Below are 25,478 nucleotides of genomic sequence, written 5' to 3'. Positions count from 1 at the left end.
AGTTTGCTCGCCCGGAGAATTCCTCAAATGCGAACCGCCGCACCGGATTGTCCGGCACGGCGGTCCACCCGCACTGACTCGTGACTCAGCGAGGCGCGTTCGGACGCAGCGCGATCGCCTTCAGGAAGATGTCACCGATCTTCGTCGGGTCCTCGGTGACGAAGGGCGCGCCACCGGTGACGTCGGTGATCGACTTCAGCTCGGCCTTGGAGACCTCGCTGCCGATGCCGATGATGACCACCTGGACCGGCCGCTCCGGATCGGCCAACTGCTTGAGCTTGCTGATCAGCTGGGCCTGGGACAGGCCGTCCTTGTCGTCGTTCTTGCCGTCGGTGAAGAGCACCACCGAGTTGACCCGGCCGGGCTCCCAGTTCTCCTGGACCGTCTCGTACGCCGCCAGCATGGTGTCGTACAGGCCGGTGTTGCCCTTCGACGGGCTGATCCCGGAGAGGCCCTGCTCCAGCCGGCTCCGGTTGCTCGACAGCGGGTTTATCGGGACCAGCTGCACCCAGTCCTGCGAGCCGCGCAGGTTGGTGGAGAAGGTCCAGAGGCCGATCGACCAGGAGTCGTCGAAGAGGTTCAGGCCCCGGCTCGCCGCGGCCACCGTGACCTGCTCGCGGGTGGCGTTGTTGGCGGACGGCACCGGCGCCTTCATCGAGCCGGAGACGTCGATGACGCAGAGCATCCGACCGGACTGGGTGGCGATGGACCAGCCGGAGACCGCACGGTCTATCGCGACCGGATCCAGGCCGCCCGCCGCGCCGACACCCGCCGGCGGCACCGTCGCCTGACCGCCGGCCGGGCTGGGCGCACCCGGCAGCGCCTTGAAACCTTCACCCCAGTTGCCGTCCGGCGCGCGCAGCGACTGCGCGGCCAGCCGGTTCTTGAAACCCTGCGTGGTCAGCAGCTCGTAGAGCACCCGGGCGGCCGACGCCTTGGCCGGCTCGATGCCGGGCAGCACCGCGTACGGGTAGTCCAGCGGCATCGGCGACGGTTCGAGGTAGAGCGCGGCCAGCGGGATCGGCGGCTTGGTGCCGTTGTACGCCATCACGTCCTTCTCGGACAGCGCCGCGGCGCCGAGGCCGTTCGCGATGGCGGTCGCGTCGTTGGCCCGGGGGAAGCGGGCCAGCAGGTCCTTGCGGAGCGAGGAACGCCCTATGGCCAACGCGCGCAGCGCGCCGGTGGTGGCCTTCTGGGTGTCGCCACCGGCGCTGCCCGCCGCGGCGGTCAGCGAGAGCAGCCCGGACAGGCCGGCCGCGTCCTGGGTCGGCTCGACGATCCCGGCCCGCACCGGCCTGTCGCTGGTGACCGAGCGCAGCAGGTCGGTCCAGGTGAGCTTCTTGTCCGGCCAACCGAACCGCGAGGCGACCGGCTCCGGCATGGCGACCACCACCGGGCTGCGGGCGATCGACGCGCCGTTGGCCGGGGCGAAGGCGGTCGCGCCGCCGTTCTTCAGGCGCAGCAGCCAGGTCGAGGAGTCGGGCACCCAGACGTCCGGGGTGATCGCGGTGCCGCTCGCCTGGCCGACACCGGCGAGGGTGGCGCCGTGCTTGCTGGCTACGGCGGCCGCCACGTCGACCGACTCGGAGGCGGCGACGTTCACCTTGATACAGGTGCCGCCCACCGCCGCGCCGTGCCAGCCGTCGGCGGCGGAGCGGACGGCCGGCTCCAGCTCGGGAGCGACCGCGACGGAGAGCTGAATCTCCCCGGAGCAGGATGGCCCGGCCAGCTGCTGGTACCCGAACCACGACCCGGAGACCACGACGACGAGAGCGGTCGCCGCAGCTGCGGCTCCTGCTCCCCGGATACTTGAACGCATGCGATGGCGGCCAGACACGCTGACCATCTTGCGTATCTCGTTCGCTTACTGCCACAACCGTTCGGACGAAAGTTACGCAGGAGATACAGTTGATCGCGGTTTTGCCACTTTGCGTGACCGTTCAGTGCCGCCCAGTGGTCGCCATCCACATCGGACGGTGACTTTTCAGGGCAGGACGCAGGTGGGGCTCGGTACCGGAACCGGTTCGCCGACCGCCTCCGGCACGCCCGAGTCGGGGTCGACCCAGAACACCCGGACCATGTCGGCCCGCTCGTCCGCGACGTAGAGGTGCTCCCCGGTCAGCACGAAGTGCCGCGGCCACTCCCCGCCCGTCGCCACCTCCGCCACCAGTCGGGGCAGCTCCCCGTCCAGCGCGAAGACCGACACGGTGCCCACCCCGCGGATGCCGACGTAGAGGAACCGGCCGTCCGGGCCGACGGCGATCTCCGAGGGCTGGACGTGGCCCGCCCGCTCGCTGGCATCCACCCGCCCCCGCTGGTGCAGCGCGCCCTCCGGGGTCAGCTCGTACGCCGTGACCGTCCCGTCGAGCTCCCCCGCCAGCCAGCAGCGCCGTCCGTCCGGGTGCCGCGCCAGGTGCCGCGGCCCGGTGCCGGGGGCGGTACGGACCTGGGGCGCGCGGGGCACCAGCCGGCCGGAGGCGGCGTCCAGGTCGTACCGGTAGACCGAGTCGGTGCCCAGGTCGACGGCGAGCAGCGGCCCGCCTGCCGGGTCCGGGGAGACCATGTGGGTGTGCGCCTTCTCCTGGCGCTCCGGGTCCGGGCCGTGCCCCTGGTGCACGACGAGGTCGCTGCGCTCGCCGGGCACGCCCGCCGGATCCAGCGGGAAGACGGCCACGCTGCCGCCGCCGTAGTTGGCCACGAAGAGGTGCCGGCCGTCCGGCGCGACCGCCAGGTGACAGGGCTCGGCGCCGCCGGTCGGGCGGACGCCCAGCGGGGTCAGCTCGCCCCGCTCCCCCGTCCGGAAGGCGCTGACCTCCCCCTCCGGTAGCTCGTTGACCGCGTACAGCACCGGCAGGGTGGGGTGCCGGACGAGGAAGGACGGGGACGGGGTGACCGCGACGGTGCCGAGCGGGGTCAGCGCCCCCGTCCGCGGGTCCCGGCGGGCGGCGACGATGCCGTCGCCCCGTCCGCCGCCAGCCGCCGTGTAACCCCCGATGTGGACGATCGTTGCCGTCACCGATCCACCCCTCCGCCGATTCTGCCGTCGATCCAACCAGAGGCTTCCCGGCGTACCCGGCGGTTAGACCTGTTTTCCCGGATTTCTCCGCCGCCGCGCCGGCCGGCCGGTGCGTCACCCGCCGGCCGGCGGTCACGCCGGGACGGGTTCGCCCCGCTGCCGGGCGACGTGCTCGACCAGTGAGATCAGCACCAGCTTCGCGGACTGGCGGTCCCGCGCGTCGCAGAGCACCACCGGCACCTCCGGATCGAGGTCCAGCGCCTGCCGCACCGCCTCGGCGCCGAACCGGCGGGCGTCGTCGAAGCAGTTGACCCCCACCACGAACGGGATGCCCCGCTGCTCGAAGTAGTCGATGGACGGGAAGCAGTCGGCCAGCCGGCGGGTGTCGGCGAGCACCACCGCGCCGAGCGCGCCGAAGGCCAGCTCGTCCCAGAGGAACCAGAACCGGTCCTGACCGGGCGTGCCGAAGAGGTAGAGCTGGAGGTCCTCGTTGATGGTGATCCGGCCGAAGTCCATCGCCACCGTGGTGGTCGACTTCGCCTCCACCCCGGAGAGGTCGTCGGTGCCGATGCCGGCGTCGGTCAGGACCTCCTCGGTCTGCAACGGTCGGACCTCGCTCAACGCGCTGACCAGCGTCGTCTTGCCGGCGCCGAAGCCGCCGGCGATGAGGATCTTGAGAGCCAGCGGCAACCGGGGCCGGGAGTGGTCCCGGTCAGAGCGCACGTAGTCCACTGACCACCGCCTTGAGGATGTCGTTGTCGGGTGCTCCGGCGGCCGGCGGCTGGTGCACCGCGACGAGCCCCCGGGCGAGAAGGTCGCCGAGGAGGACCCGGACCACGCCCACCGCGAGGTCCAGGTCGGCGGCGAGGTCCGCCACCGCGGCGGGGCGGCGGGCGCACTCGACCAGGCGCCGGTGCTCCGGTTGCAGGCCGCGCTGGCCGGCCGGGTCGGCGCCGGGCGCCGCGAGGACGAAGGCGACCAGGTCGAAGCCCTTCGCCGCCCGCACCCGGCCGCCGGTGAGGGTGTACGGGCGGACGACCGGTCCGGCGGCGCCGTCCAGCCACTCGTGCCGCGGGCCCGGCGGCTCAGCCCGCATCGGCTACTCCCGCCGCCGACCGGGTCGGCGCGGTGAGGTTCTCGCCCACCCGGATGACCAGCATCGCCATCTCGTACGCCACCAGGCCGATGTCCGCGTCGGCCGCGCAGACCACGGCCAGGCAGGCGCCCTGCCCGGCGGCGGTCACGAACAGGTACGCCGACTCCAGCTCCACCATGGTCTGCCGCACCCCGCCGGCGTCGAGGTGCCGGCTGGCGCCCTTGGCCAGGCTGGAGAAGCCGGACGCCAGCGCGCAGAGGTGTTCCGCGTCGTCCCGGCCCAGCTCGGCGGAGGCGCCGAGCAACAGGCCGTCGGCCGAGAGCACCACGGCCTCCCGGGCCGCCGGCACGCGTTCCACCAGATCGTCGAGCAGCCAGCCGAGATCGGCGCTCCGCCTCGTCGTTTCCACCACTGGATGTCCCTCTCAGTCGCGGTCGGGGGATCGGGGGGCCGCCACCGGGTCACCCGGTGGCGGGGGTGGCGTCGGCACGTCCCGCCCCTCGGGGCGGCCGCCGCCCGGGGCCGGGGTGTCGTTCGGCCCGGACGGCACCGGCCGGACCACCGCGCCGTCGCGCCGGCCCCGGGCGGTGCCCGCCTGGAGCGCGGCCATCTGCCGGCGTACCTCCTCCGGCGAGCGGGCCGTCGGGGCCTCGCCGGCCTGCTGGCGGGGGCGGGCGGCGGGTCCCCGCCGGCGGACCCGGCGGGGCAGGCCGTCGCCGTCGGGGGCGGCCTCCGTCGCGGCGGCCCGGGCCGGCGCGAACGGCAGCACCGTCTGATCGGCCCGCTCCCGGGTGGTGCGGGTGGTCCGGGGTCGGGGCAGGGTGGCCAGCCGGGTCACCGACCCCCGCTGCGTCGGGTCGGGGGCGGCCGGCTGCGGCTCGGCGGTGACCAGGTCGGCCGGGACCAGGACGACGGCGGTCGTGCCGCCGGTCGGCCCGGCGCGGAGGGTGACCCGGACGTCGTGCCGGGCGGCGAGCCGGGCCACCACGAAGTGGCCGAGCCGGGCGCTGTCGGTCGGGTCGAACTCCGGCGCCCGGGCCAGCCGCCGGTTGGCCTCCTCCATCGCCGGGGCGGACATGCCCAGGCCGTGGTCGGTGACGTGCACGAGGTATCCCTCGGGGGTCGGCTCGCCGGTGATCTCCACCCGGGTCTCCGGCGGCGAGAAGGTGGTGGCGTTCTCGATCAGCTCGGCGAGCAGGTGGATGACGTCGGCGACCCCGCGACCGGCCACGCCGGCCGGCGGCAGCGCGCCGATCTCCACCCGGTCGTACGCCTCCACCTCGGAGACCGCGCCCCGCACCACGTCCAGCACGGCGACCGGTTGCCGCCAGCCCCGGCCGGGGGCCGCCCCGGCGAGGATGACCAGGTCCTCCGCGTGCCGTCGCAACCGGGTCGCCAGGTGGTCGACCTGGAACAGCTCGGCCAGCTCGTCCGGGTCCTCGCTCCGCCGCTCCATCCGGTCCAGCAGGGCCAACTGCCGGTGCACCAGCCCCTGGCTGCGTCGGGCGAGGTTGAGGAAGACCTCGTTGAGGCCGCGCCGCAGGGTCACCTCGTCGACCGCCGCCTGGACCGCCGTGCGGCGTACCTCGTTGAAGGCCCGTCCGACCTCGCCGATCTCGTCACGGCCGTACTCCAGCGGCGGGGCCTCGCGGGCGACGTCCACCGCCTCGCCGCGGCGCAGCCGGGCCACCACGTCGGGCAGGCGCTGCTCGGCCATCTCCAGCGCCGCCGTCCGCACCCCGGTCAGCCGGCGGGCCAGGGTACGCCCCACCCGGACCGCGACCAGCACCGAGACCACGACCGCGAGCAGCCCGAGGAGCCCGGCGACGCCGAGCCGGACCAGGACGCCCACCGCCACCGGCACGGTGCGGTCGGTCAGCCCGTCGGCCTCGCTCAACTCGAAGTCCCGCAGCCGCTGTTGGACGGCGTCGTGGCTGGCCTGCCAGGCCCGGGCGTCGATCGGCGGCCGGCCGGACGGGTCGGCCCGCAGCAGCCGCTCCTGCATGGTGCGCAGTCGGACGAACTCCTCGCCCTCGGTCAGGCGCTGATAGGCGCTGCGGTCCGCGGCGGGCAGGTCGGCCACCGCCAGCTCGGTGAGGAACCGCTCGTTGCCGATGGTCTGGACCAGCCGCTGGTGCTCGTCCTCGGCGTACCGCCCGGCGGTGAACGCCCCGGCCAGCAGCGCGTCGCCCTGGTTGAGCAGCTCACGGGAGCGGCCGAGCGCGGTGAGGGCGAGCGCCTCCCGGTTGAGTTGCTGGTCGGGCAGGGTGGCCATCGCCGAGAAGGTCTGGAAGGCCGAGGTGACCATGCCGGTGTAGAGCCCGATGGCGCCGGCCCGGTCGACCTCCCGGCGGTCGATGAAGCCGCGGCCGGCGGGGAGCGCGTCCAGGGCGGAGAGCAGGTTGTCGAGCCGGGCGTCGAGCAGATCGCCGGCCGCGTCGCGCAGCCGCTCGCCGCCGATCCGGCGGCGCAGCTCGGCGACCGCCGCGTCGGTGCGCCGCCGCTGCTCGGTCAGGGCGGGCTGGACGGCCGCCCCGGCGAGCCGGACCACGGAGATCCGGCGTTCCCGTTGGAGTTCGGCGACCACCCGCTCGCCGGGGCGTCCGAGGTCGTAGAGGAGGGTCCGCGCGGAGAGCAGGTCCAGCGCCGGGCCGAAGGTGAGCGTGGTGGCGAAGATCCAGAGTGCCAGCAGGGCGGCCACCGGGGTGACGACCAGGGCGGTCAGCTTGGCGCGGATCGGCCAGTCGCGGGTCTTCATGAGTCCTCGCCCGGAAGGGGTGGCAGCGGAGGCGCCGGCACCGGCCGGGCAGCGCCCGGCCTCGGCGCCGGGGGCACCGGCGCGGGCGCCTTGGGCAGGATACGTAATCCCGCGCCGGAGCACTACCGTCCGTCCATCGGTAACTACTGTGGATGGAGTCGGATCCGGGACAGACCGGTCGCCCATGGGCCGGCGGGGCGTTCGGGTACGGCTGGTCAGCCCGTGGCGGAGAGGTCGAGCCCCTCGGCGACCCGACGGCCGTAGCCCTCGTCGCACTGGCTGAAGTGCCAGACCATCTTCTCCCGGATGTGCTTGTCGCACTGGCCCAGCAGATTGATCATGTTCTTGACCAGGTCGTCGCGCTCCCACTCCGGCATGGTGCGGAAGCGCTCGCCGGCCTGACCGTAGTTGTTCTGCCGCTCGATCGGCGCGCGCACGACCTGACCGGAGACGAACGGGCGATACTCCCGGTAGGACTCGTCGGCCTCCCGGAGCCCGGCGACGGAGGACGGCTCGAAGTTGATGTGCGGGTTGGCGCCCCGGTCGTCCACGCCGTACGACATCTGGCCGCCGTCCTGGTTGGTGCTGACCCGGACGTCCTCCCGTGGCGCGTTGACCGGCAGCTGGAGGTAGTTCGGACCGACCCGGTAGCGCTGGGTGTCCGAGTAGGAGAACGTCCGGCCGACGAGCATCTTGTCGTCGGAGAAGTCCAGCCCGTCCACCAGCACACCGGCGCCGAAGGCGATCTGCTCGTTCTCGTTGTGGAAGTTGGTGACGTTGCGGTTGATCGTCATCAGGCCGACCGGGCGCAGCGGGAAGGCGTCCTCCGGCCAGGTCTTGGTGTCGTCCAGCGGGTCGAAGTCCAGCTCGGGGTGCTCGTCGTCGCTCATGATCTGGACGTTGAGCTCCCACTGCGGGTACTCGCCGCGCTCGATCGCCTCGTAGCAGTCCTTCGAGGCGTGCCCCAGCTCGGTGGCCTGGATGGCGGCGGCCTGCTCCTCGGTCAGCGACTCGACGCCCTGCCGCGACTTCCAGTGGTACTTGACCAGCACACCCTCACCGGCGGCGTTGACCATCCGGTAGGTGTTCACCCCGAAGCCGTCCTGCGTGCGGTAGTTGGCCGGGATGCCGCGCGGGCTGAACAGCCAGGTCAGCATGTGCATCGACTCCGGCGTGTTCGACATGAAGTCGAAGATCCGGTTCGGCTCCTGGCGGTGCGTGACCGGGTCCGGCTTCAGCGCATGGATCACGTCCGGGAACTTGATCGCGTCCCGGATGAAGAAGACCGGCAGGTTGTTGCCGACCAGGTCCCAGTTGCCGTCCTCGGTGCGGAACTTGACCGCGAAGCCGCGCGGGTCGCGGGCCGCCTCGGAGGAGTCCCGGCCACCGATGACGGTGGAGAAGCGAACAGACACCGGAGTCTTCCCGCCCCGGGTCTGGAAGAGCTTGGCCCGGGTGTACGTCGAGGCCGGCTCGCCACCGATCGACCCGTACGCCTCGAACTCGCCGTGCGCGACGAAGCCGCGGGCGTGCACCACCCGCTCCGGGATCCGCTCCCGGTCGAAGTGGCTGATCTTCTCCAGGAAGTGGTAGTTCTCCAGCGTGGCCGGGCCGCGGGAACCGACCGTCCGCTGCTGCTGGTTGTTGCGCACCGGGTGACCCTGGCGGGTGGTGAGGATCGGCTTGTCGGCCTGGTCGCTCATCGCTCTCCTCCTGATCGGTGCTGGCGGTGGGTGTCGCGATCGCCCCGCACCCACACCCAAGCGGGTCTTCTGGAATGAGTCAATTTCTGTCCGGACGGTCGTCCGGCGGGCCCCGCCATGCCCAGCCGGATCCCGGGTACCGGAACGGACCAGGAAAGTCGGTGGGATCGGGATTGGCGATCAGTGGACGGAGGGAATACCGGTGGCGAAGGAGGAGCCATGTCGCCCACGCAGATAGTCGTTCTGGTTCTCGTCGTACTGGTCGTCGCGGCGCTGGTCGCCCTGGCCGTCGTGGCCGGCCGTCGGCGCGCGCTCAAGCAGCGCTTCGGCCCGGAGTACGACCGGGTCGTCGCGGAGCGGGAGAGCCGCGCCGAGGCCGAGCGGGAACTGCGTGACCGGGAACGCCGGCACGCGGAACTCGAACTCACCCCGCTCGCCCCCGAGGCACGGGCCCGCTACGCGGCCGCCTGGGAGGAGCTCCAGGTCCGCTTCATCGATTCCCCCGCCGAGACCGTCAGCGACGCCGACGAACTGGTCAGTCGGCTGATCGCCGAGCGCGGCTACCCCACCGGGGACTTCTCCGACCAGATCGCCCACCTCTCCGTCGACCACGCCCGCACCCTCACCAACTACCGCGATGCGCACGAGATCCGGCTGCGCACCGACCGGGGCGAGGCCAGCACCGAGGAGCTCCGCCAGGCCGTCGTCCACTACCGCGCCCTCTTCGCCGACCTGCTCGGCGAGGAGCCGGTCGGGCACCGGCCGGAGCAGCGCCGCCCGGACAGTTCGCACGACGTCACGAGCCGTTGAGGAGACCGCCACCATGCGCCAGGAAGAGCAGGTCAACAACGACCGACCGGAGGTCGTCCGGTCCGCGCCGGTGGCCGTCCCGCCGCCAGCCGACGAGGCGTCGCGGACCGACCGGGACGGGCGCGCCGACGTACCCGAGGACGTCCTCGACGACCGGGGCACCTTCGACGACCCCCGGGCGGCGGACGACACCCGCCCGTACGACGTCCGGGACGCCGACCGCGACGACGCGCGGCGCGGCGGTGACCGCGGGCCCGAGTTCCACGAGCCGGCGCCGCTGCCGACCACCTTCGGGGCGGCCTCGGTGGGCGACGCGGTCGCCGCGTCGGCCCTGGCCAGCGGGCGACCCGAGGACGAACGGGACGCCCGGGGCGAGGACACCGTGGCGCCCGGGGACGGCGCCCCGGGGCGGACCGGGCCCTTCGACGACGAGCGGGCCGACCCGACGGCGGCGGACCGGATCCACGACCGGCAGCGCTGGGCGTCGGAGCACGCCGCCGGCCTGGGCCACGACCGCGCGGACCGCGCGGCGCCGGTACGGCGGGACGACGAGGCGGTGGTGGCCGGCGCGGCCGGGTACGGCAGCGCCACCCCGGCGATGGTCGACCCGGACGCCGAGGCCCCCGGGGGTGGCGCCACCGCGGCCGCGGCCGGCGTCGGGGCGGCGGGCCTGTCGGCCGGCGCTCCGGTGCCGGCCCACGCCGCGACGCTCTTCGACGACGACACCGCGCAGAGCTTCCGGGACCGGTGGCGCGACGTCCAACTCCGGTTCGTCGACGACCCGCGGGCGGCCGCCGGGGAGGCCCAGTCGCTGGTCGAGGAGGCCATCCAGGCGCTCTCCTCGGCGCTCGCCGCGCAGAAGGCGAAGCTGGGCGGCTGGCAGGACGCCGGTTCCGCGGACACCGAACAGCTCCGGGTGGCCGTCCGGCAGTACCGCGACTTCCTGGACCGCGTACTGGGCCGCTGACCTGCCCCGCGGCGCCCCGGCCACCACGGTGGCCGGGGCGTCGCGCGTCACAGCATGAAATTCGGCGGCCAGGGGTAGTAGCGCGCCCACGCAAGGCTCTCGATGAAGGGTGACGGGATGGGCGGCGACGGTCTTCGACTCAACATGAACGCGCTGGATTACGGAATCCTGGCGCTCTACTTCGTCACCGTGCTCGGGGTCGGCTTCGCCGCCCGCCGGGCGATCAAAACCAGCGTCGACTTCTTCCTCTCCGGGCGGTCCCTGCCGGCCTGGGTGACCGGCCTGGCCTTCGTCTCGGCGAACCTCGGCGCGCTCGAGATCATCGGGATGGCCGCCAACGGCGCCCAGTACGGCATGATGACCGTCCACTACTACTGGATCGGCGCCGTCCCGGCGATGGTCTTCCTGGGCATCGTGATGATGCCCTTCTACTACGGCTCCCGGGTCCGCAGCGTCCCCGAATACCTCCGGCTGCGCTTCAACCGCCCCACCCACCTGCTCAACGCGATCAGCTTCGCCCTGGCGCAGGTGCTCATCGCCGGGGTCAACCTGTACGCGCTGGCGCTGATCATGCAGGCGCTGCTCGGCTGGCCGCTCTGGTTCGCCATCGTGGTGGGCGCGGCGATCGTGCTGGCGTACATCACCGTCGGTGGGCTCTCCGGCGCGATCTACAACGAGGTGCTCCAGTTCTTCGTGATCGTGGCCGGGCTGGTGCCGATCACCGTGCTCGGGCTGGTCAAGGTCGGCGGGGTGTCCGGCCTGATGGACGCGGTCCGCGACTCGGAGCTCGGCGAGGCCGGCCTGCACGCCTGGGAGGGCACCGGCAGCACCGGCAACCCGCTCGGCGCGCACTGGCTGGGCATCGTCTTCGGGCTCGGCTTCGTGCTCTCCTTCGGCTACTGGACCACCAACTTCGCCGAGGTGCAGCGGGCCCTGTCGGCGCGGAACATGAGCGCCGCCCGGCGTACGCCGATCATCGCCGCGTACCCGAAGCTGCTCATCCCGGCGGTCACCGTGATTCCCGGCCTGATCGCGCTGGCGACGGTGAAGGGGCTGGGCGCCGAGGAGGGCGACCTGGTCTACAACAACGCGATCCCGCTGCTGATGCGCGACCTGCTGCCCAACGGGGTGCTCGGGATCGCGGTGACCGGCCTGGTCGCCTCGTTCATGGCCGGCATGGCCGCCAACGTCAGCGGCTTCAACACCGTCTTCACGTACGACATCTGGCAGGCGTACGTGCGCCGGGACCGCTCGGACGAGTACTACCTGCGGATCGGGCGGCTGGCCACGGTGCTCGGCGTGGTGGTCGGCATCGGCACGGCGTTCATCGCCGCCGGCTTCAGCAACATCATGAACTACATCCAGACGCTCTTCTCGCTGTTCAACGCGCCGCTCTTCGCGACCTTCATCATCGGCATGTTCTGGAAGCGGATGAGCCCGCTGGCCGGTTTCTGGTCGCTGCTGTCGGGCACGCTGGCGGCGCTGGCGACCTACCTGCTCTACAAGGGCGGGATCGTCCACTTCAACTCCGACCTGGAGGAGAGCTTCTGGGGGGCCGGCATCGCGTTCGTCACGGTCGCCGTGGTGGCCCTGATCGTCACCCCGCTCACCCGGCCCAAGCGGGACGAGGAGCTGGCAGGGCTCGTCTACGGCATGGGCGGGGTGGACCTCAAGGGCGACGTGCTGGCCGGGGACGCGGTCTGGTGGCGCTCCCCCGTGCTGCTCGGCGCGATCGCCCTGGTCCTCTCCGTACTCCTCTACATCCCGGTCTTCTGAGCCGGACGCAGACCAGAAGGAGGCTGACCACATGGAGCACCACAGCGAGCGGGCGCACGACCCGCTGGTCGAGGAGACCGAACGGGAGCGCCGGGCATCGGCGGCCGCCCGGTTGTTCGACATCCGCCGGGTCATCGGTGGGCTCTTCGTCGTGTACGGGGTGATCGTCGGGCTCGTCGGTCTCTTCGACTCGGCGGCGGACCTCGACAAGGCGCAGGGCGTCCGGATCAACCTCTGGGCCGGCCTGGGGATGCTCGCCTTCGGGCTGCTCATGCTGGCCTGGCAGTGGATCCGCCCGGCCGAGCCGCCCACCACGGAGGAGGCCCGGAAGGCGTGAGCCGCAGCGGCATGGGCCGGTCCCGACGGGGTACGCGAAATCGCAGAACCGTCGGGGACAGGAGGGCAACGCCATGACGGATCGTGACCCGAACCGCGGCCGGCCGCTGGAGGAGAGCCCGGAGGTGGCCGCGGCGGTGGACGACGAGACCACCGTGCCGCAGCTGGCCACCGGCGGCGGCGCCGATCCGGACAACCCGTCCTTCACCGCACCCGGGGAGCAGCCCGGCGGCACGCCGACGGAGGAACTGATCGGCGACCCGTACGCGGCGGGCACCGGCGCCACCGGCACGGGCACCGGTGCCGGCGGGGACAACATCCGCACCGGCGCCGAGCAGCCGTGGGAGCCGGAGGACCTGGTGAAGGCCCGAGGGCAGGACCTGTCGCCGAAGAACATCGAGCGGGCCCGGCGTGACCTGGCCGAGATGGGCCCGGCGGCGATCGAGCGGACGGTGCCCTGACCGTCGTACCGGCCGATGGCCGGGGGCCCCCGACGTGACCGGTACCGGTCACGTCGGGGGCCTGGGGAACCCGCCGCGGCAGTGCCTCACTCCTGCCGCGGCAGGTGGGTTTGCCGTCCCACCGTCGCTGTCCTACAGCGCCGGGTAGGCGTTCCGCATGAGCTCCTGGAACTGTGCGGAGAACCAGGCGCCGGAGATCGGCGCGTTCGGCAGGGCGCCGCTCATGCTGTTGCCGTTGCGGGCGTTGCCGGTGTAGGTCGGGTCGCACATCCGGTCGAAGCCCTTGCCCTCGTTGTTCGGGATGAGCTTGCTGGAGCCGTCCGACTCGCCCGGCGGCTTGACCCAGACGTACGCGTCGATGCCCGGCTCCGGCGCGGCCTTGGGCCGCTCGCCGAGGCCCGCGCCGGCCTGGTTGCACCAGTTGCCGGCGTGGATCCGACGGTCGACGCGCCCACCGTTGACGTAGGTGTTCACGTCGGTCGTCGCACCCGGGCCGGTGGGCCGGGCGGCGCCGCCCCAGCCGTTGCGGGAGGTGTCGATGAGCATGCCGATGTTGGCGTCGAAGCCGGTCGAGACCAGCCTGTTGCGGAACGCCTGGGCGAACGAGAGCTCGTCCACGTAGAAGTTCCAGTCGATCCACTTGGACTGGCGGACGGTCTGGCCGTTCACCGTGTCGGTGATCTTGATGTACGGCTCCCGCAGCGCGGAGTAGTTCGCGGTGTTGACGATGAAGCCGTGCACGTTCTTCACCGTGCTGCCGGAGGCGACGGCCGCGCTCTTCAGCATGTCGGCGGTCGGGCCGAAGTTGCTGTCCCAGCCGATCCAGCCGTGGTGCGCGGCGTCGATGTAGTTGTAGACGTTGCCGATCGCGCCCAGCTTGGCCAAGGCGTAGCCGACCCCGTTCACGTACGCGCCGTTGGCCTTGACCGTGTCACACATGGCCGTGCCGCCGGGCTGACCGGAGGTGTTGGTCACCAGGTTGGGCAGCGAGTCGATCTCGATGATGTTGATGATCCGCAGGCTGGCGTACTTCGGGTCGGCCTGGATCGCGGCGATCGGGTCGATGTACTCGGCCTTGTAACGGGGCAGCTCGTCCGGGCCCAGCTCGCCGTTGGAGGCGAGGGCGGCGCAGTCCCGGCCCGGCAGGTTGTAGATCACGAACTGGATGTAGCCGGCCCCCTGCTTGAGCGCCTCGTTCAGGTGGTCACGCACCCCGAAGGCGCCGTTGGAGCTGCTGTCCGGGGTGCCGTTGATGGCGGCGATCCGGTCCAGCCAGACGGCGGTGGGATTGTTCGAGACCCGGCTACCGCCGGGCTCGGCGTCCGCCTTGGCCTTCCACTCCGGGTTCACGTACCCCTTCACCCCGACGTACGGGTTGTCCACCTTCGGGCCCGGCGGGGTGGGCGTCGGGGGTGGGTTGGTCGGCGTCGGCGTGGGGTTGGTCGGAGTGGGGGTCGGGGTGCCGCCGTTGCAGACCACGCCGTTCAGGGTGAACGAGGTCGGCTTCGGGTTGCTGCCGCTCCAGGCCCCGTTGAAGCCGATGCTGGTGCTGGCCCCGGTGCCCAGTGAGCCGTTCCAGGACTCGTTCGTGGCGGTCACGTTCTGGCCGGTCTGCGACCACTTCGCCGACCAGCCCTGCTGCACCTTCTGCCCGCCGTCAGGGAAGGTGAAGGCGAGGTTCCAGGAACTCAGCGGGTCGCCGAGGTTCCTGATGACGACGGTGCCGGTGAAGCCACCAGGCCAGTCGCTGGTGGTGTAGTCGACGCTGCACTGGGTCGCGGCCTGCGCCGCGGTGACCGGCACGGCCACCAGCCCACCCGCCACCAGGACGCTTGCGCCGGTGAGGGCGAGCGCCCGGCGCCGGCCGGACAGACTTCTCCACAGATTCATACCACTGAACTCCTTGGGCGAGGACCGGATCCGCGTACGGCCCGGCGAAATGGCCCGGCGGACCGCCCGGAAGGGGACGACCTCGGCGCCAACGGGATGTCTCGGGGTCTGCCCGCCCCGGACGGACGGGCGGTGGTGGTGGTGAGCTGACCGACCCCGGTCGGGGTGGTCGGACGCAGACGTCGCCCGGTCGGACCGGTTGCCCTCGACATCTGCCGGTGCGGTGTGGCTCCCCGAACCGCGTGCAGCGATTCTTGCATGGGAGCGCTTCCATGGCAATGCCTCGATACCCGCATGTGCCCTCGAAACCCGGACGTACGCCCGGTCACGTCGGGCATCGCCCGCAGGGCGCGGCGGGGCGACAAGGACCCTGCGGCGGGGCGCAAGCCGCACAGAAGCCACCTAGCACCCCTATCGCCCTCACCACCCGCAAACTCTAAAACGCGAATCTTTCCCCGGATAGCTCGCGAAACGGTCTAACGTCGGCCATAGCTCGACTGTCGTCGGGCTCAGGACAACAGGGATGGAGTGACGCAGGTCATGGCTAAGAAGATGCTCGGGAAGGTCGTAGCGGGTGCCGCCCTCGGTGGCGCGTCCCTCCTGGTTTTCACGCCGGGGATCGCGTTCGCGGACGGCCACCACGACGGCAGGGACCGGGACGGCAGGGTCTACGCCAAGCCGAAGATCGTCAAGCCCGGTGAGAAGGTCAAGTTCCTCGAGGTCTGCGAGGACAAGCAGGACCACGCTTACGTCTGGTCGAAGGTCACCGGCAAGGTCGACCTGAAGCGGGTCGACGACGACCGGCGCGGGGACCGCGGTGACTGGAACGGCAAGGACTGGAACGGCAAGGACGACAAGGACAAGGACAAGGACGAGTACGGCAAGGACGACAAGAAGGACGACAAGGACAAGGACGACAAGGGCAAGGACTGGAACGGCAAGGACGACAAGAAGGACGACAAGAAGGACGACAAGAAGGACGACAACGGCAAGGACGACAAGGACAACGGCAACGGCTGGAACGGCCAGGGTGGCGGCTTCGCCATGGCCGACCAGGGCTCGGACCGGGACGACAACGGTTACGACGACAACGGCTACGGCGACGACGACAAGGGCCGCGACCACAACGGCTACGGCGACGACGACAAGGGCCGCGACCACAACGGCTACGACCACAACGGCTACGGCGACGACGACAAGGGCCGCGACCACAACGGCTACGACAACAACGGCTACGGCGACGACGACAAGGGCCGCGACCACAACGGCTACGACGACAACGGCTACGGCGACGACGACAAGGGCCGCGACCACAACGGCTACGACGACAACGGCTACGGCGACGACGACAAGGGCCGCGACCACAACGGCTACGACGACAAGGGCCGCGACCACAACGGCTACGACGACAAGGGCCGCGACCACAACGGCTACGACGACAAGGGCCGCGACCACAACGGCTACGACGACAAGGGCCGCGACCACAACGGCTACGACGACAAGGGCCGCGACCACAACGGCTACGACGACAAGGGCCGCGACCACAACGGCTACGACGACAACGGCAACGGCTACGGCTACGGCTACGGCTACGGCGACGACAAGGACCGCGACCGCGACCACGACCGGGACCGTGACCGGGACCGCGACCGCGACCACAAGGACCGGGACGACCGTGACCGTGACCGGGACCGTGACCGGGACCGCGACCACGACCGGGACCGTGACCGCGACCGCGACCACAAGGACCGGGACTACGACCGGGACCGCGACCGCGACCACGACCGGGACCGTGACCGCGACCGCGACCACAAGGACCGGGACGACCGGGACCGGGACCGCGACCGCGACCACGACCGGGACCGTGACCGGGACCACGACCGCGATCGGGACCGGGACCGGGACCGCGACCACAAGGACCGCGACCGCGACCGCGATCGGGACCGCGACCGGGACCGGGACCACAAGGACCGCGACCACGACCGGGACCGCGACCGCGATCGGGACCGGGACCGGGACCGGGACCGGGACCACAAGGACCGGGACTACTGGGACCGGCACGACGGCTGGGACCACAAGGACCGGGACCACGACCGGGACCGCGACCGCGACCGGGACCACGACCGGGACCGGGACCGCGACCGCGACCACAAGGACCGGGACTACGACCGGGACCGCGACCGCGACCGTGACCGGGACCGCGACCGCGACCGGGACCACGACCGGGACTTCGACTTCGTCTACTACGGCGAGGCCAAGGTCGACAAGGACGCCCGCCCCGGCGAGTACGAGCTCAAGGGCTCGTGCGGCGAGGGCAAGCTGGTGGTCCTGCCCAAGGGTGGCGTGGACGGCGGCGACGGTGGCATGACCACCACCGGGGCCGACCGTGAGATGGCCGCCACTGGTGCGGGCATGATCGGCGCGGCCGCCCTCGGTGGCATCGTGCTGATGCGGCGTCGTCGGGCCAATGGGCTCGTCTGATCTGACGGCGACACGGGCCGGCGGCCGTCACGGGAAACCGTGGCGCGCCGCCGGCGCGGCCGTCGTCGTCCTGCTGGCCATGGGGGGCGCCGGGATGATCGCCGCGTCGCTGCGCACCGTCCCCCCGCCCCGCCCGCCACAACCGGCGGCCCAGGCAACTCCCCAGGCCAATCCCCAGGCCACCGCGCCGGTCACCGACGGTGATCTGGGCGACCCGTCCCCCGCTGCCGGGCCGGCCGTCGCGCCGCTCGTCCGGTCCGCACCCACCACCATCTCCATCCCCCGCATCGGGGTGGACGCCGAGGTCATGGCACTGGGCACCAATCCCGACGGCACCGTCCAGGTGCCTCCGCTCGACCAGGCCCAGCGCACCGGCTGGTACGAACCCGGCCCCAGCCCCGGCGAGGCCGGCAACGCCGTGATCGTCGGGCACGTCGACTCGGTGCATCTCGGCCCGGCCGTCTTCTTCGAGCTGGGCTCCTTGCAGCGGGGAGACCTCATCACGGTGGCCCGCACCGACGGAACGAAGGCGAACTTCACCGTCGACGAGGTGACGTCGTACCCGAAGACGGCCTTCCCCACCGAACGGGTCTTCGGCCCGAGCGACCGGCCGGGGCTACGGGTGGTCACCTGCGGTGGCATCTTCGACAAGGCCTCCGCCAGCTACCTGAGCAACGTCGTCGTCTTCGCCACGATGACCGCCTGAGGCGCCCGGACACACCTGCGGCGGGCCGGGAACACCCGGCCCGCCGCAGGCACGTGCACGCCTCAGGCCGCGGCGGAGGTCCGCACCAGGGTACGGATCTGGCGCAGCAGCACCGACAGGGCGGCGAGGTCCGCCCGCGACTCGTCGAACTCACCCATCGCCCGGCGGGCCCGGTGGATGGAGGTGGCGTTCGACTCCTCCCACTCCTGCACCCGCTCGTGCGGGGGCAGGCTGTCCGCGGTGGAGCTGAGGACCTCCGCGGTGAGCGCGGCCAGCGCGGCGTACAGGTCGTAGCGCAGCGCCATCCGGGCCAGCGTCTGCCAGCGGTCCTCCCGCGGCAGCAGGGAGATCTTCGACAGCAGCGAGTCCACCCGGAACAGGTCGGAGAGGACGAAGTAGACCGAGGCCACCTCGCCGACGTCCCGTCCGGTGGTGGTGGCGGTCTCCACCACGTCCAGCAGGCCGAAGCTGTACATCAGCCGGGTCGCCTGCTCGGCCAGCTCGCGCGGCAGCCCCTTGGCGGACATCGAGTCGATGTGCGCCGCCAGCGACTCGCGCTCGCTGCCGTAGAACCGCTCCTCCAGGTTCGGCAGGAGTCGGGCCACCCCGTCCCGCAGCCGGGCGATCTCGGACGGCACGTCGATCGGCGAGCGCCGGTTGGTGACCAGCCAGCGCACCGCCCGGTCGACCAGCCGACGGGTGTCCAGGTAGACGCTGGTCTGCAACTCCGGGGAGATCTTGTTGTCCAGCGCCTCCACGGCGTCCCAGAGCTCGCCCAGCCCGAAGACCTCGCGGACCACGACGTACGCCCGGATCACGTCCGCCGCGGACGCCGCGGTCTCCTCGACCACCCGGAAGACGAACGAGATGCCACCTCGGTTGATGGCCTCGTTGACCAGCACGGTGGTGACGATCTCGCGCCGCAGCCGGTGCTGGGACATTCGGTCCGCGAAGCGCTGCCGCATCGGGGTCGGGAAGTAGTTGACCAGGATGTCGGTCGTCCACTCCTCGTCGGCCAGGCCCTCGGCCAGGATCTCCCGCTCCAGCACGATCTTCACGTACGCGAGCAGCACCGCGAACTCCGGCGCGGTCAGCCCCGACTCGGTGCGGACCGCCAGCTCCTCGTCCGGCGGCAGCGCCTCCAACGCGCGGTCGAGCTGACCGGCCCGCTCCAACTCGTTGATCATCCGGCGGTGCACCGGGAGCAGCGAACTGGCCTGGGCCTGGGCGTTGTTGATCGCCCGCGCCTGGTCGTAGTTGTCCCGCAGCACCAGCTCGGCGACCTCGTCGGTCATCTGGGCGAGCAGCTCGTCCCGCTCGGGGACGTCCAGCGCGCCGTCGGCGACCGCCGTGTTGAGCAGGATCTTGATGTTCACCTCGTGGTCGGAGCAGTCCACACCGGCCGCGTTGTCGATGAAGTCGGTGTAGATCCGCCCGCCCGTCAGCGCGTACTCGATCCGGCCGAGCTGGGTGCAGCCCAGGTTGCCGCCCTCGCCGACCACCCGGCAGCGCAGGCTCTTGCCGTCCACCCGGATCGCGTCGTTGGACTTGTCGCCCACCTCGGCGTTGGTCTGGCTCGACGCCTTCACGTACGTGCCGATGCCGCCGTTCCAGAACAGGTCCACCGGCGCGGTGAGGATCGCCTTCATCAGCTCCTGCGGGCTGAGCTGCGTGACGTCGTCGTCCAGCCCGATGGCCGCGCGGACCTGCGGCGTGATCGGGATCGACTTCGCGGTACGCGGGAAGATCCCGCCGCCCTCCGAGATCAGCTTCCGGTCGTAGTCCTCCCAGGACGACCGGGGCAGGTCGAACAGCCGTTTGCGCTCGGCGTACGAGCTCTCGGCGTCCGGGTCCGGGTCGAGGAAGATGTGCCGGTGGTCGAAGGCGGCCACCAGCCGGATGTGCTCCGAGAGCAGCATCCCGTTGCCGAACACGTCGCCGGACATGTCGCCGACGCCGACCACCGTGAAGTCCTGGGTCTGGGTGTCGTGGCCCATCTCCCGGAAGTGCCGCTTCACCGACTCCCAGGCGCCCCGGGCGGTGATGCCCATCTTCTTGTGGTCGTAGCCGGCCGATCCGCCGGAGGCGAACGCGTCGCCCAGCCAGAAGTTGTGGGCCTTGGAGATCTCGTTGGCGATGTCGGAGAACGTGGCGGTGCCCTTGTCCGCCGCCACCACCAGGTACGGGTCGTCGCCGTCGTGCCGCACCACGTCGTTCGGGGGCACGATCTCACCGGCGACGATGTTGTCGGTGACGTCGAGCATCGCGCCGACGAACTCCTTGTAGCAGGCGACCGCCTCGTCCCGGTCCCCCGGCTTCTGCTTGAGCACGAAGCCGCCCTTCGCGCCCACCGGCACGATCACGGCGTTCTTCACCATCTGCGCCTTGACCAGTCCCAGCACCTCGGTGCGGAAGTCCTCCCGCCGGTCGGACCAGCGCAACCCGCCCCGGGCCACCGGCCCGAACCGCAGGTGCACCGCCTCGAACCGGGGCGAGTAGACGAAGATCTCGAACTTCGGCCGGGGCGCCGGCAGGTCGGGAATGGCCTGCGGGTCCAGCTTGAAGGCGACGTACGACTTCGGCCGACCGCCGACCGGCTTCTGGTAGAAGCTGGTCCGCAGGGTGGCCTGGATCATGGTCAGGTACGCCCGCAGGATGCGGTCCTGGTCCAGGCTGGCCACGTCGTCGAGGGCCGCGCCGATCGCGGTGACCAGCTCGTCGCCGCGCTGCCGGCGCTCCTGCACGCTCATCGGACCCGGAGCGAACCGCACCTCGAAGAGCTCGACCAGCAGCGCCGCGATCTTCGGGTACGCGATGAAGGTCTGCTCCATGTAGTCCTGCGAGAAGACGGTGCCGGCCTGGCGCATGTACTTCGCGTAGGCGCGCAGCACCACCACCTGCCGCCAGGTGAGGCCACCGCGGAGCACCAGCTCGTTGAAACCGTCCACTTCGGCCTCGCCCCGCCACGCCGCGGCGAACGCGTTCTCCACGTGCGGGCGCACCTCGGCCAGCTCCTGGTGCGCCTCGGGCAGGCGCAGACCGAAGTCGTAGAGGAAGACCCGGCCGTCGACCCGGTCCACCTCGTACGGGTGCTCGTCGACCACCCGGACGCCGAGCGAGTGCAGCACCGGCAGCACGGCGGAGAGCATCATCGGCTCGCCGTACCGGTAGACCTTGAACCGGACGTCCATCGTCTCGTCGACGACGGCGCCCCGCAGGCTGGTCCGCGGTGCCAACTGCTTGCGGAACAGGTGCATCTCCAGCTGGCCGGGCTCTTCCAGCAGCTCGAGCTTGGCCAGGTCCTTCATCGCCTCGTACGGCGTGTGCCCGTCCTTGTAGCCCTCGGGGAACGCGTCGGCGTACCGGCTGAACAGGTGCTTGGCCTGCTCGTCGCCGAGCTTGCGCTCCAGCACCAGCCGGTAGTCGTCGTCCCAGAGCCGGGTGGCGTCGGCCAGCTCCTCGGCGAGCAGGTCGGCGTCGATGTCGCCGGGCGGGTTGGCCGGGTCGGTCCGGACGATGAAGTGCACCCGGGCCAGCATCGACTCGGTCACCCGGGTGGTGTAGTCCACCCCGACACCGTTCAGCTCACGCAGCAGGATGTCCTGCATGCGCAGCCGGTTCTGGGTGGTGAACCGGTCCCGGGGCAGGTAGATCAGGCAGGAGATGAACCGCCCGTACGCGTCCCGGCGCAGGAAGACCCGCAGTTGCCGGCGGCCGGCCATCCGCAGCACGCCGATCACCGCTTGGTACAGGTCGTCGGTCTTGATCTGGAACAGCTCGTCGCGCGGGTAGGTCTCCAGGATCTGGAGCAGGTCCTTGCCGGAGTGGCTGCGCTGGCTCAGGCCGGAGCGGTCCAGCACCTCGGCCACCTTGCGGCGGACCACGGGCAGCTCGCGGACGCTGGTCCGGTACGCCGCGGTCGAGAAGAGGCCCAGGAAGCGCCGCTCCCCGACCACCTCGCCGGCCTCGTTGAAGATCTTGAAGCCGATGTAGTCCAGGTACGCCGACCGGTGCACGGTCGCCCGGGAGTTCGCCTTGGTGATGATCAGCAGACGCTTCTCCAACACCTTCTCGTGCGCCTCGGGGGTCATCGACGACAGCGTCCGGACCTCCGGCGAGTCGGAGCGCAGGATGCCCAGCCCGGTGCCGAGCACCGCCTCCAGCGCCGGACCGCCCTCGCCCGACTCGTCCACCAGCCGGTACTCCCGGTAGCCGAGGAAGGTGAAGTGGTCGTGGGCCAGCCAGCGGAGCAGCTCCACCGAGTCGGTGATGTCCTTCTCCGGCACCGGTGGGCGGTTGTCCGAGGTCCGCGCGGCGGCCAGGTCGTCGGCGAGCGCCAGGGCGCGCTGGCGCATCTTCGGCCAGTCCTCGACGGCCTCCCGGACGTCGGTGAGCACCCGCTGCAACTCGCGCCGCAGCTGCTCGCGGTGACCGGCGTCGCGGACCGGGTCGATCTCGACCCGCATCCAGCTCTCGACCAGGTCACCGGCGATCGCGTCGTCGGGCTCCACGTCGGCGGCGACCTCGGTGAGCCGGCCCAGCGGCTCCCGCCGGACCACCACCAGCGGGTGCACCAGCAGGTGGACGTCGAGGTGGTGGGCGTTGAGCAGGGCGGTCACCGAGTCGACCAGGAACGGCATGTCGTCGGTGACGATCTCGATCACGGTGTGGTGCTGCTCGGCGTGGGGCTCGTGGATACGGAGCTTCAGCTCCCCCGGTACCCGCTGCTGGGCCAGGTCGCGGTGCGCCCGGGCCGCTTCGAGCATCTCCTCCGCGGTGAACCCGATCAGCTCCTCGTCCGGCGCGAACCGCCAGAACCGGCCCACCAGGGCCGCCGCGTCGTGATCCTCACCGGCCAACGCCATCGCCTGGGCGACCAGGCGCTCCGCGTTGGGTACCGGCTCGTCGAGCTCCGCGTCCTCCACGTCGTCGCCGAGGGCTTCCGCGGGATGCCCCAGCTCGTAGAGGGTGTCGATACTCGAACCGGTCCTGCCGGTCACTCCTGTGTCGAGTCGGCCGGGGCCGTCCCCGTCGGTCGCCGAATCGAAGCTGTCGTCCCGGCCGGTGTCAGCCTGCCGGAGGTCGGGTCCCGGTTTGAACGCCGGACGCCGGTCCATCGGTGCCACTCCCCTCGACCCACCGCGTTGTGGGTCACTCTGCCGCTCAGCCTAGGCCCTGCCGTTCGACACGTTCGTCGGCGGACCACCAGCCGGACGTCCGGTTCGGGACTTTGTCCTTTCACCCGTTGCAGATCCACGGTCGGCCGGTCGCGGAGTACCCCGACTCGCGATGTTCATCACACTCCCGCAGCTCCGTCTTCGGCCCGGCGTGCGGCCCTGCGGGACAGTGCCGCAGGCGCGGGCGTACTAGCGTGCAGGGCGGACCCGAGATCGCGGAGGTAAGGCTCCATGTCCCTGTCGTACCCATACCGCCGTCGCCGTACGCACCTCCGCCGGGTCCTCGCGGCGCTGACCGCCACCGCGCTGACGGGGGGCGGGCTGGTCGGCTGCTCCGACGGCGACGGGCCGGAGGGCAGCGTGGACGCCTTCCTCACCGGCTGGCGCTCCGGGAGCCTCGACGCGGTCGGCTTCATCGACCCGACCGGCGCCCGGGTGCCGGCCAGCGAGGTCGCCCAGGAGCTCAAGGAGCTCTCCGGGGAGCTGGCCGCCACCCCGCCCACGCTGCGCCGCTCCGGCGAGGCCGAGATCACCAAGGACATCGCCACCGCGAAGATCCGGGTGGAGTGGGCGTTGCCGGGCCGAACCACCTGGGCGTACGACCGGCCGGTGCGGCTGCGCCGCAGCGGCGGCGACCAGTGGCAGGTGATCTGGGAGCCGCAGCTGGTGCACGAGCAGCTCACCGAGGGCGACCGGTTGGCGCTGCGCCGCGACGCCAGCCCCCGCGCCGGCGTGCTGGACGGGGCGGGCCAGCCGATCGTGGCGCCCCGGCCGGTGGTCCGGGTCGGGCTGCACCCCCGGGAGGTCACCGACGTACCGGCCCTGGTGAAGCAGCTCGACGCCGCCTTCAAGGCGGTCAAGCCGCCGATCACCCCTCCGGTGGACCTCTCCGACCTGCCGAAACGGCTCAAAGAGGCCGATCCGGAGGCCCGCGTGGAAGTGGTGACGCTGCGGGACGAGGCGTACCGGCAGATTCGTCCGCGCATTTACGACCTGCCCGGCACCCTGTTCTCGACCGACAAGCTGGACCTGGCCCCCACCCGGGAGTTCGCCCGGGCCCTGCTCGGCACGGTCGACCCGGCCCGGGCCGACGACCTCGCCGCCCACCCCGACCGGTACGTCCAGGGTGATCTCGTCGGCCACGGCGGTCTCCAGGGCCGTTACGACGACCGGCTGCGCGGCGTCCCCGGCCTCACCGTCGTCACCACGCGTCCGGGCCCCGACGGCAAGCTGTCGCCGACCGGCACGGAGCTGTTCCGCCGCGAACCGAGAACCGGGCAGGCGCTGAGGACCACCCTGGACGTGGCCACCCAGAACGCGGCCGACGCCGCCCTGGGCGCCGAGAAGCGGCGCTCCGCCCTGGTCGCCGTACGGATCAGCGACGGCGCGGTGCTCGCCGTGGCCAACGGCCCGGGCGCGGCCGGGGAGAACCTGGCATTCACCGCCCAGGTGCCCCCGGGCTCCACCTTCAAGATGGTCAGCGCCCTCGGCCTGCTGGACCGTGGCGCCGTCACCGCGGACGCCATCGTGGACTGCCCGAGGAACGTCTCCGTGGAGGGCCGCCAGTTCAAGAACTCCGACGACTTCGTCCTCGGCAAGGTGCCGTTCCGAACGGACTTCGCCAGATCCTGCAACACCGCCTTCGCCCCGCTGGCAGCGCAGCTCGGCCCCGACGGGCTCGCCCAGACCGCCCGTACCCTCGGCCTGGAGGGCAGCTGGGACCTCGGTGCGGAGCTCTTCACCGGCAAGGTCTCCGCCAACGGCCCCCCGGTCGAGCAGGCCGCCGCCGCCATCGGCCAGGGCACCACCGTGGTCAGCCCGCTGGCCATGGCCGGCGCCACCGCCGCCGTCGCCCGGGGCCGCTGGGAACAGCCGAAGCTGGTGTCGGACCCGGCCCCGGCCAAGCCGGCGGAGCCCGGCCCGCAACTCAAGGCCGCGGCGGTGGAGCCGCTGCGGGCGATGATGCGCGAGGTGGTCACCGCCGGCACCGCGAAGGCCCTCGCCGACGTGCCGGGCGGCCCGGTGCACGGCAAGACCGGCACCGCCGAGTACGACAACGACCCGAAGCACACCCACGCCTGGTTCGTGGGCTGGCAGGGCGACATCGCGTTCGCCGTCTTCGTCGAGCGGGGCGGGTCGAGCACCGACAGCGCGGTCCCGATCACCGAGCGCTTCCTCCGCGCCCTCCGCTGACCCACCGCTCCAGGCTCGCCGGCCGGTCACCCCGGTTTGCGGCGTGTCGGGGTGTCGCCGGCCGGGATACCCCGACCCGCCGCAACCGGGGTCGATCACGCGGGCGGC

General features: G+C 71.8%; 17 protein-coding genes. 8 read left to right on the top strand and 9 right to left on the bottom strand.

Annotated features, from left to right (window positions below):
* Positions 1 to 85 precede the first annotated feature (85 nt).
* From AC5L3Z_RS03450 to AC5L3Z_RS03420, 7 genes are all read right to left on the bottom strand, one after another.
* A complete protein-coding gene (locus AC5L3Z_RS03450; RefSeq protein ID WP_494839389.1) occupies positions 86 to 1,819 on the bottom strand; it encodes a substrate-binding domain-containing protein in 1,734 nt (577 codons plus the stop codon).
* Positions 1,820 to 1,984: 165 nt separating this feature from the next.
* On the bottom strand, positions 1,985 to 3,016 hold the full coding sequence (locus AC5L3Z_RS03445) for a lactonase family protein (protein WP_494839388.1): 1,032 nt from the start codon (positions 3,014 to 3,016) through the stop codon (positions 1,985 to 1,987).
* A gap of 132 nt (positions 3,017 to 3,148) precedes the next feature.
* Positions 3,149 to 3,748 carry a GTP-binding protein gene (locus AC5L3Z_RS03440; protein ID WP_494839386.1) on the bottom strand — a complete coding sequence of 200 codons (600 nt, stop codon included), beginning with the start codon at positions 3,746 to 3,748 and terminating at the stop codon, positions 3,149 to 3,151.
* On the bottom strand, positions 3,729 to 4,112 hold the full coding sequence (locus tag AC5L3Z_RS03435; RefSeq protein ID WP_494839384.1) for a DUF742 domain-containing protein: 384 nt from the start codon (positions 4,110 to 4,112) through the stop codon (positions 3,729 to 3,731). The genes AC5L3Z_RS03440 and AC5L3Z_RS03435 overlap by 20 nt, the downstream gene beginning before the upstream one ends.
* Positions 4,102 to 4,524: a roadblock/LC7 domain-containing protein gene (locus AC5L3Z_RS03430; protein ID WP_494839382.1), complete on the bottom strand. Its 423-nt coding sequence runs from the start codon at positions 4,522 to 4,524 to the stop codon at positions 4,102 to 4,104. Before AC5L3Z_RS03430 ends, AC5L3Z_RS03435 begins: the two co-directional genes overlap by 11 nt.
* Positions 4,525 to 4,536: 12 nt before the next feature.
* On the bottom strand, positions 4,537 to 6,870 hold the full coding sequence (locus tag AC5L3Z_RS03425) for a sensor histidine kinase (protein WP_494839381.1): 2,334 nt from the start codon (positions 6,868 to 6,870) through the stop codon (positions 4,537 to 4,539).
* A 215-nt stretch (positions 6,871 to 7,085) separates the two neighbouring features.
* Positions 7,086 to 8,573, bottom strand: coding sequence for a catalase (locus AC5L3Z_RS03420; protein WP_494839379.1), 1,488 nt, complete (start codon positions 8,571 to 8,573; stop codon positions 7,086 to 7,088).
* A gap of 219 nt (positions 8,574 to 8,792) precedes the next feature.
* Between AC5L3Z_RS03420 and AC5L3Z_RS03415 the strand changes: the two genes are divergently transcribed.
* The 5 genes from AC5L3Z_RS03415 (at position 8,793) to AC5L3Z_RS03395 (ending at position 12,923) form a co-directional block, all read left to right on the top strand.
* Positions 8,793 to 9,383, top strand: a complete 591-nt coding sequence (locus AC5L3Z_RS03415) for a hypothetical protein (RefSeq protein WP_494839377.1) — start codon at positions 8,793 to 8,795, stop codon at positions 9,381 to 9,383.
* A 13-nt stretch (positions 9,384 to 9,396) separates the two neighbouring features.
* A complete protein-coding gene (locus tag AC5L3Z_RS03410) occupies positions 9,397 to 10,350 on the top strand; it encodes a hypothetical protein (RefSeq protein ID WP_494839375.1) in 954 nt (317 codons plus the stop codon).
* A 117-nt stretch (positions 10,351 to 10,467) separates the two neighbouring features.
* On the top strand, positions 10,468 to 12,126 hold the full coding sequence (locus AC5L3Z_RS03405; protein ID WP_494839601.1) for a sodium:solute symporter family protein: 1,659 nt from the start codon (positions 10,468 to 10,470) through the stop codon (positions 12,124 to 12,126).
* 31 nt (positions 12,127 to 12,157) lie between these two features.
* A complete protein-coding gene (locus AC5L3Z_RS03400) occupies positions 12,158 to 12,463 on the top strand; it encodes a hypothetical protein (RefSeq protein WP_494839373.1) in 306 nt (101 codons plus the stop codon).
* A gap of 73 nt (positions 12,464 to 12,536) precedes the next feature.
* Positions 12,537 to 12,923, top strand: a complete 387-nt coding sequence (locus tag AC5L3Z_RS03395; protein WP_494839372.1) for a hypothetical protein — start codon at positions 12,537 to 12,539, stop codon at positions 12,921 to 12,923.
* Between the two features lie 132 nt (positions 12,924 to 13,055).
* On the opposite strand, the gene AC5L3Z_RS03390 is transcribed toward AC5L3Z_RS03395, so the two are convergent.
* Positions 13,056 to 14,813, bottom strand: a complete 1,758-nt coding sequence (locus AC5L3Z_RS03390) for a glycoside hydrolase family 6 protein (RefSeq protein WP_494839370.1) — start codon at positions 14,811 to 14,813, stop codon at positions 13,056 to 13,058.
* Positions 14,814 to 15,353: 540 nt separating this feature from the next.
* Here AC5L3Z_RS03390 and AC5L3Z_RS03385 point away from each other — a divergent pair.
* Together AC5L3Z_RS03385 and AC5L3Z_RS03380 are read left to right on the top strand one after the other, a co-directional pair.
* Positions 15,354 to 17,294, top strand: coding sequence for a hypothetical protein (locus AC5L3Z_RS03385; RefSeq protein ID WP_494839368.1), 1,941 nt, complete (start codon positions 15,354 to 15,356; stop codon positions 17,292 to 17,294).
* 1 nt (position 17,295) lies between these two features.
* Complete coding sequence (locus AC5L3Z_RS03380; protein WP_494839600.1) at positions 17,296 to 18,000, top strand: class F sortase; 705 nt, start codon at positions 17,296 to 17,298, stop codon at positions 17,998 to 18,000.
* A gap of 62 nt (positions 18,001 to 18,062) precedes the next feature.
* Here AC5L3Z_RS03380 and AC5L3Z_RS03375 read toward each other — a convergent pair whose 3' ends face one another.
* The gene (locus tag AC5L3Z_RS03375) at positions 18,063 to 23,117 is read right to left on the bottom strand and encodes an NAD-glutamate dehydrogenase (protein ID WP_494839366.1); all 5,055 of its coding nucleotides are present in this window, start codon (positions 23,115 to 23,117) and stop codon (positions 18,063 to 18,065) included.
* Between the two features lie 291 nt (positions 23,118 to 23,408).
* Between AC5L3Z_RS03375 and AC5L3Z_RS03370 the strand changes: the two genes are divergently transcribed.
* On the top strand, positions 23,409 to 25,370 hold the full coding sequence (locus AC5L3Z_RS03370; protein WP_494839365.1) for a penicillin-binding transpeptidase domain-containing protein: 1,962 nt from the start codon (positions 23,409 to 23,411) through the stop codon (positions 25,368 to 25,370).
* Positions 25,371 to 25,478: the final 108 nt, after the last annotated feature.

This window comes from Micromonospora sp. LZ37 (assembly GCF_059359015.1).
This window is presented reverse-complemented; position numbering and strand designations above follow the sequence as displayed.

What these genes read in the sequence shown, in the direction of transcription:
- AC5L3Z_RS03410 (WP_494839375.1), top strand. Translation starts at nt 9,397, where the DNA reads ATGCGCCAGGAAGAGCAGGTCAACAACGACCGACCGGAGGTCGTCCGG.
- AC5L3Z_RS03375 (WP_494839366.1), bottom strand. Translation starts at nt 23,117, where the DNA reads ATGGACCGGCGTCCGGCGTTCAAACCGGGACCCGACCTCCGGCAGGCT.
- AC5L3Z_RS03435 (WP_494839384.1), bottom strand. Translation starts at nt 4,112, where the DNA reads ATGCGGGCTGAGCCGCCGGGCCCGCGGCACGAGTGGCTGGACGGCGCC.
- AC5L3Z_RS03385 (WP_494839368.1), top strand. Translation starts at nt 15,354, where the DNA reads ATGGCTAAGAAGATGCTCGGGAAGGTCGTAGCGGGTGCCGCCCTCGGT.
- AC5L3Z_RS03370 (WP_494839365.1), top strand. Translation starts at nt 23,409, where the DNA reads ATGTCCCTGTCGTACCCATACCGCCGTCGCCGTACGCACCTCCGCCGG.
- AC5L3Z_RS03405 (WP_494839601.1), top strand. Translation starts at nt 10,468, where the DNA reads ATGGGCGGCGACGGTCTTCGACTCAACATGAACGCGCTGGATTACGGA.
- AC5L3Z_RS03390 (WP_494839370.1), bottom strand. Translation starts at nt 14,813, where the DNA reads ATGAATCTGTGGAGAAGTCTGTCCGGCCGGCGCCGGGCGCTCGCCCTC.
- AC5L3Z_RS03395 (WP_494839372.1), top strand. Translation starts at nt 12,537, where the DNA reads ATGACGGATCGTGACCCGAACCGCGGCCGGCCGCTGGAGGAGAGCCCG.
- AC5L3Z_RS03425 (WP_494839381.1), bottom strand. Translation starts at nt 6,870, where the DNA reads ATGAAGACCCGCGACTGGCCGATCCGCGCCAAGCTGACCGCCCTGGTC.
- AC5L3Z_RS03415 (WP_494839377.1), top strand. Translation starts at nt 8,793, where the DNA reads ATGTCGCCCACGCAGATAGTCGTTCTGGTTCTCGTCGTACTGGTCGTC.
- AC5L3Z_RS03400 (WP_494839373.1), top strand. Translation starts at nt 12,158, where the DNA reads ATGGAGCACCACAGCGAGCGGGCGCACGACCCGCTGGTCGAGGAGACC.
- AC5L3Z_RS03450 (WP_494839389.1), bottom strand. Translation starts at nt 1,819, where the DNA reads ATGCGTTCAAGTATCCGGGGAGCAGGAGCCGCAGCTGCGGCGACCGCT.
- AC5L3Z_RS03420 (WP_494839379.1), bottom strand. Translation starts at nt 8,573, where the DNA reads ATGAGCGACCAGGCCGACAAGCCGATCCTCACCACCCGCCAGGGTCAC.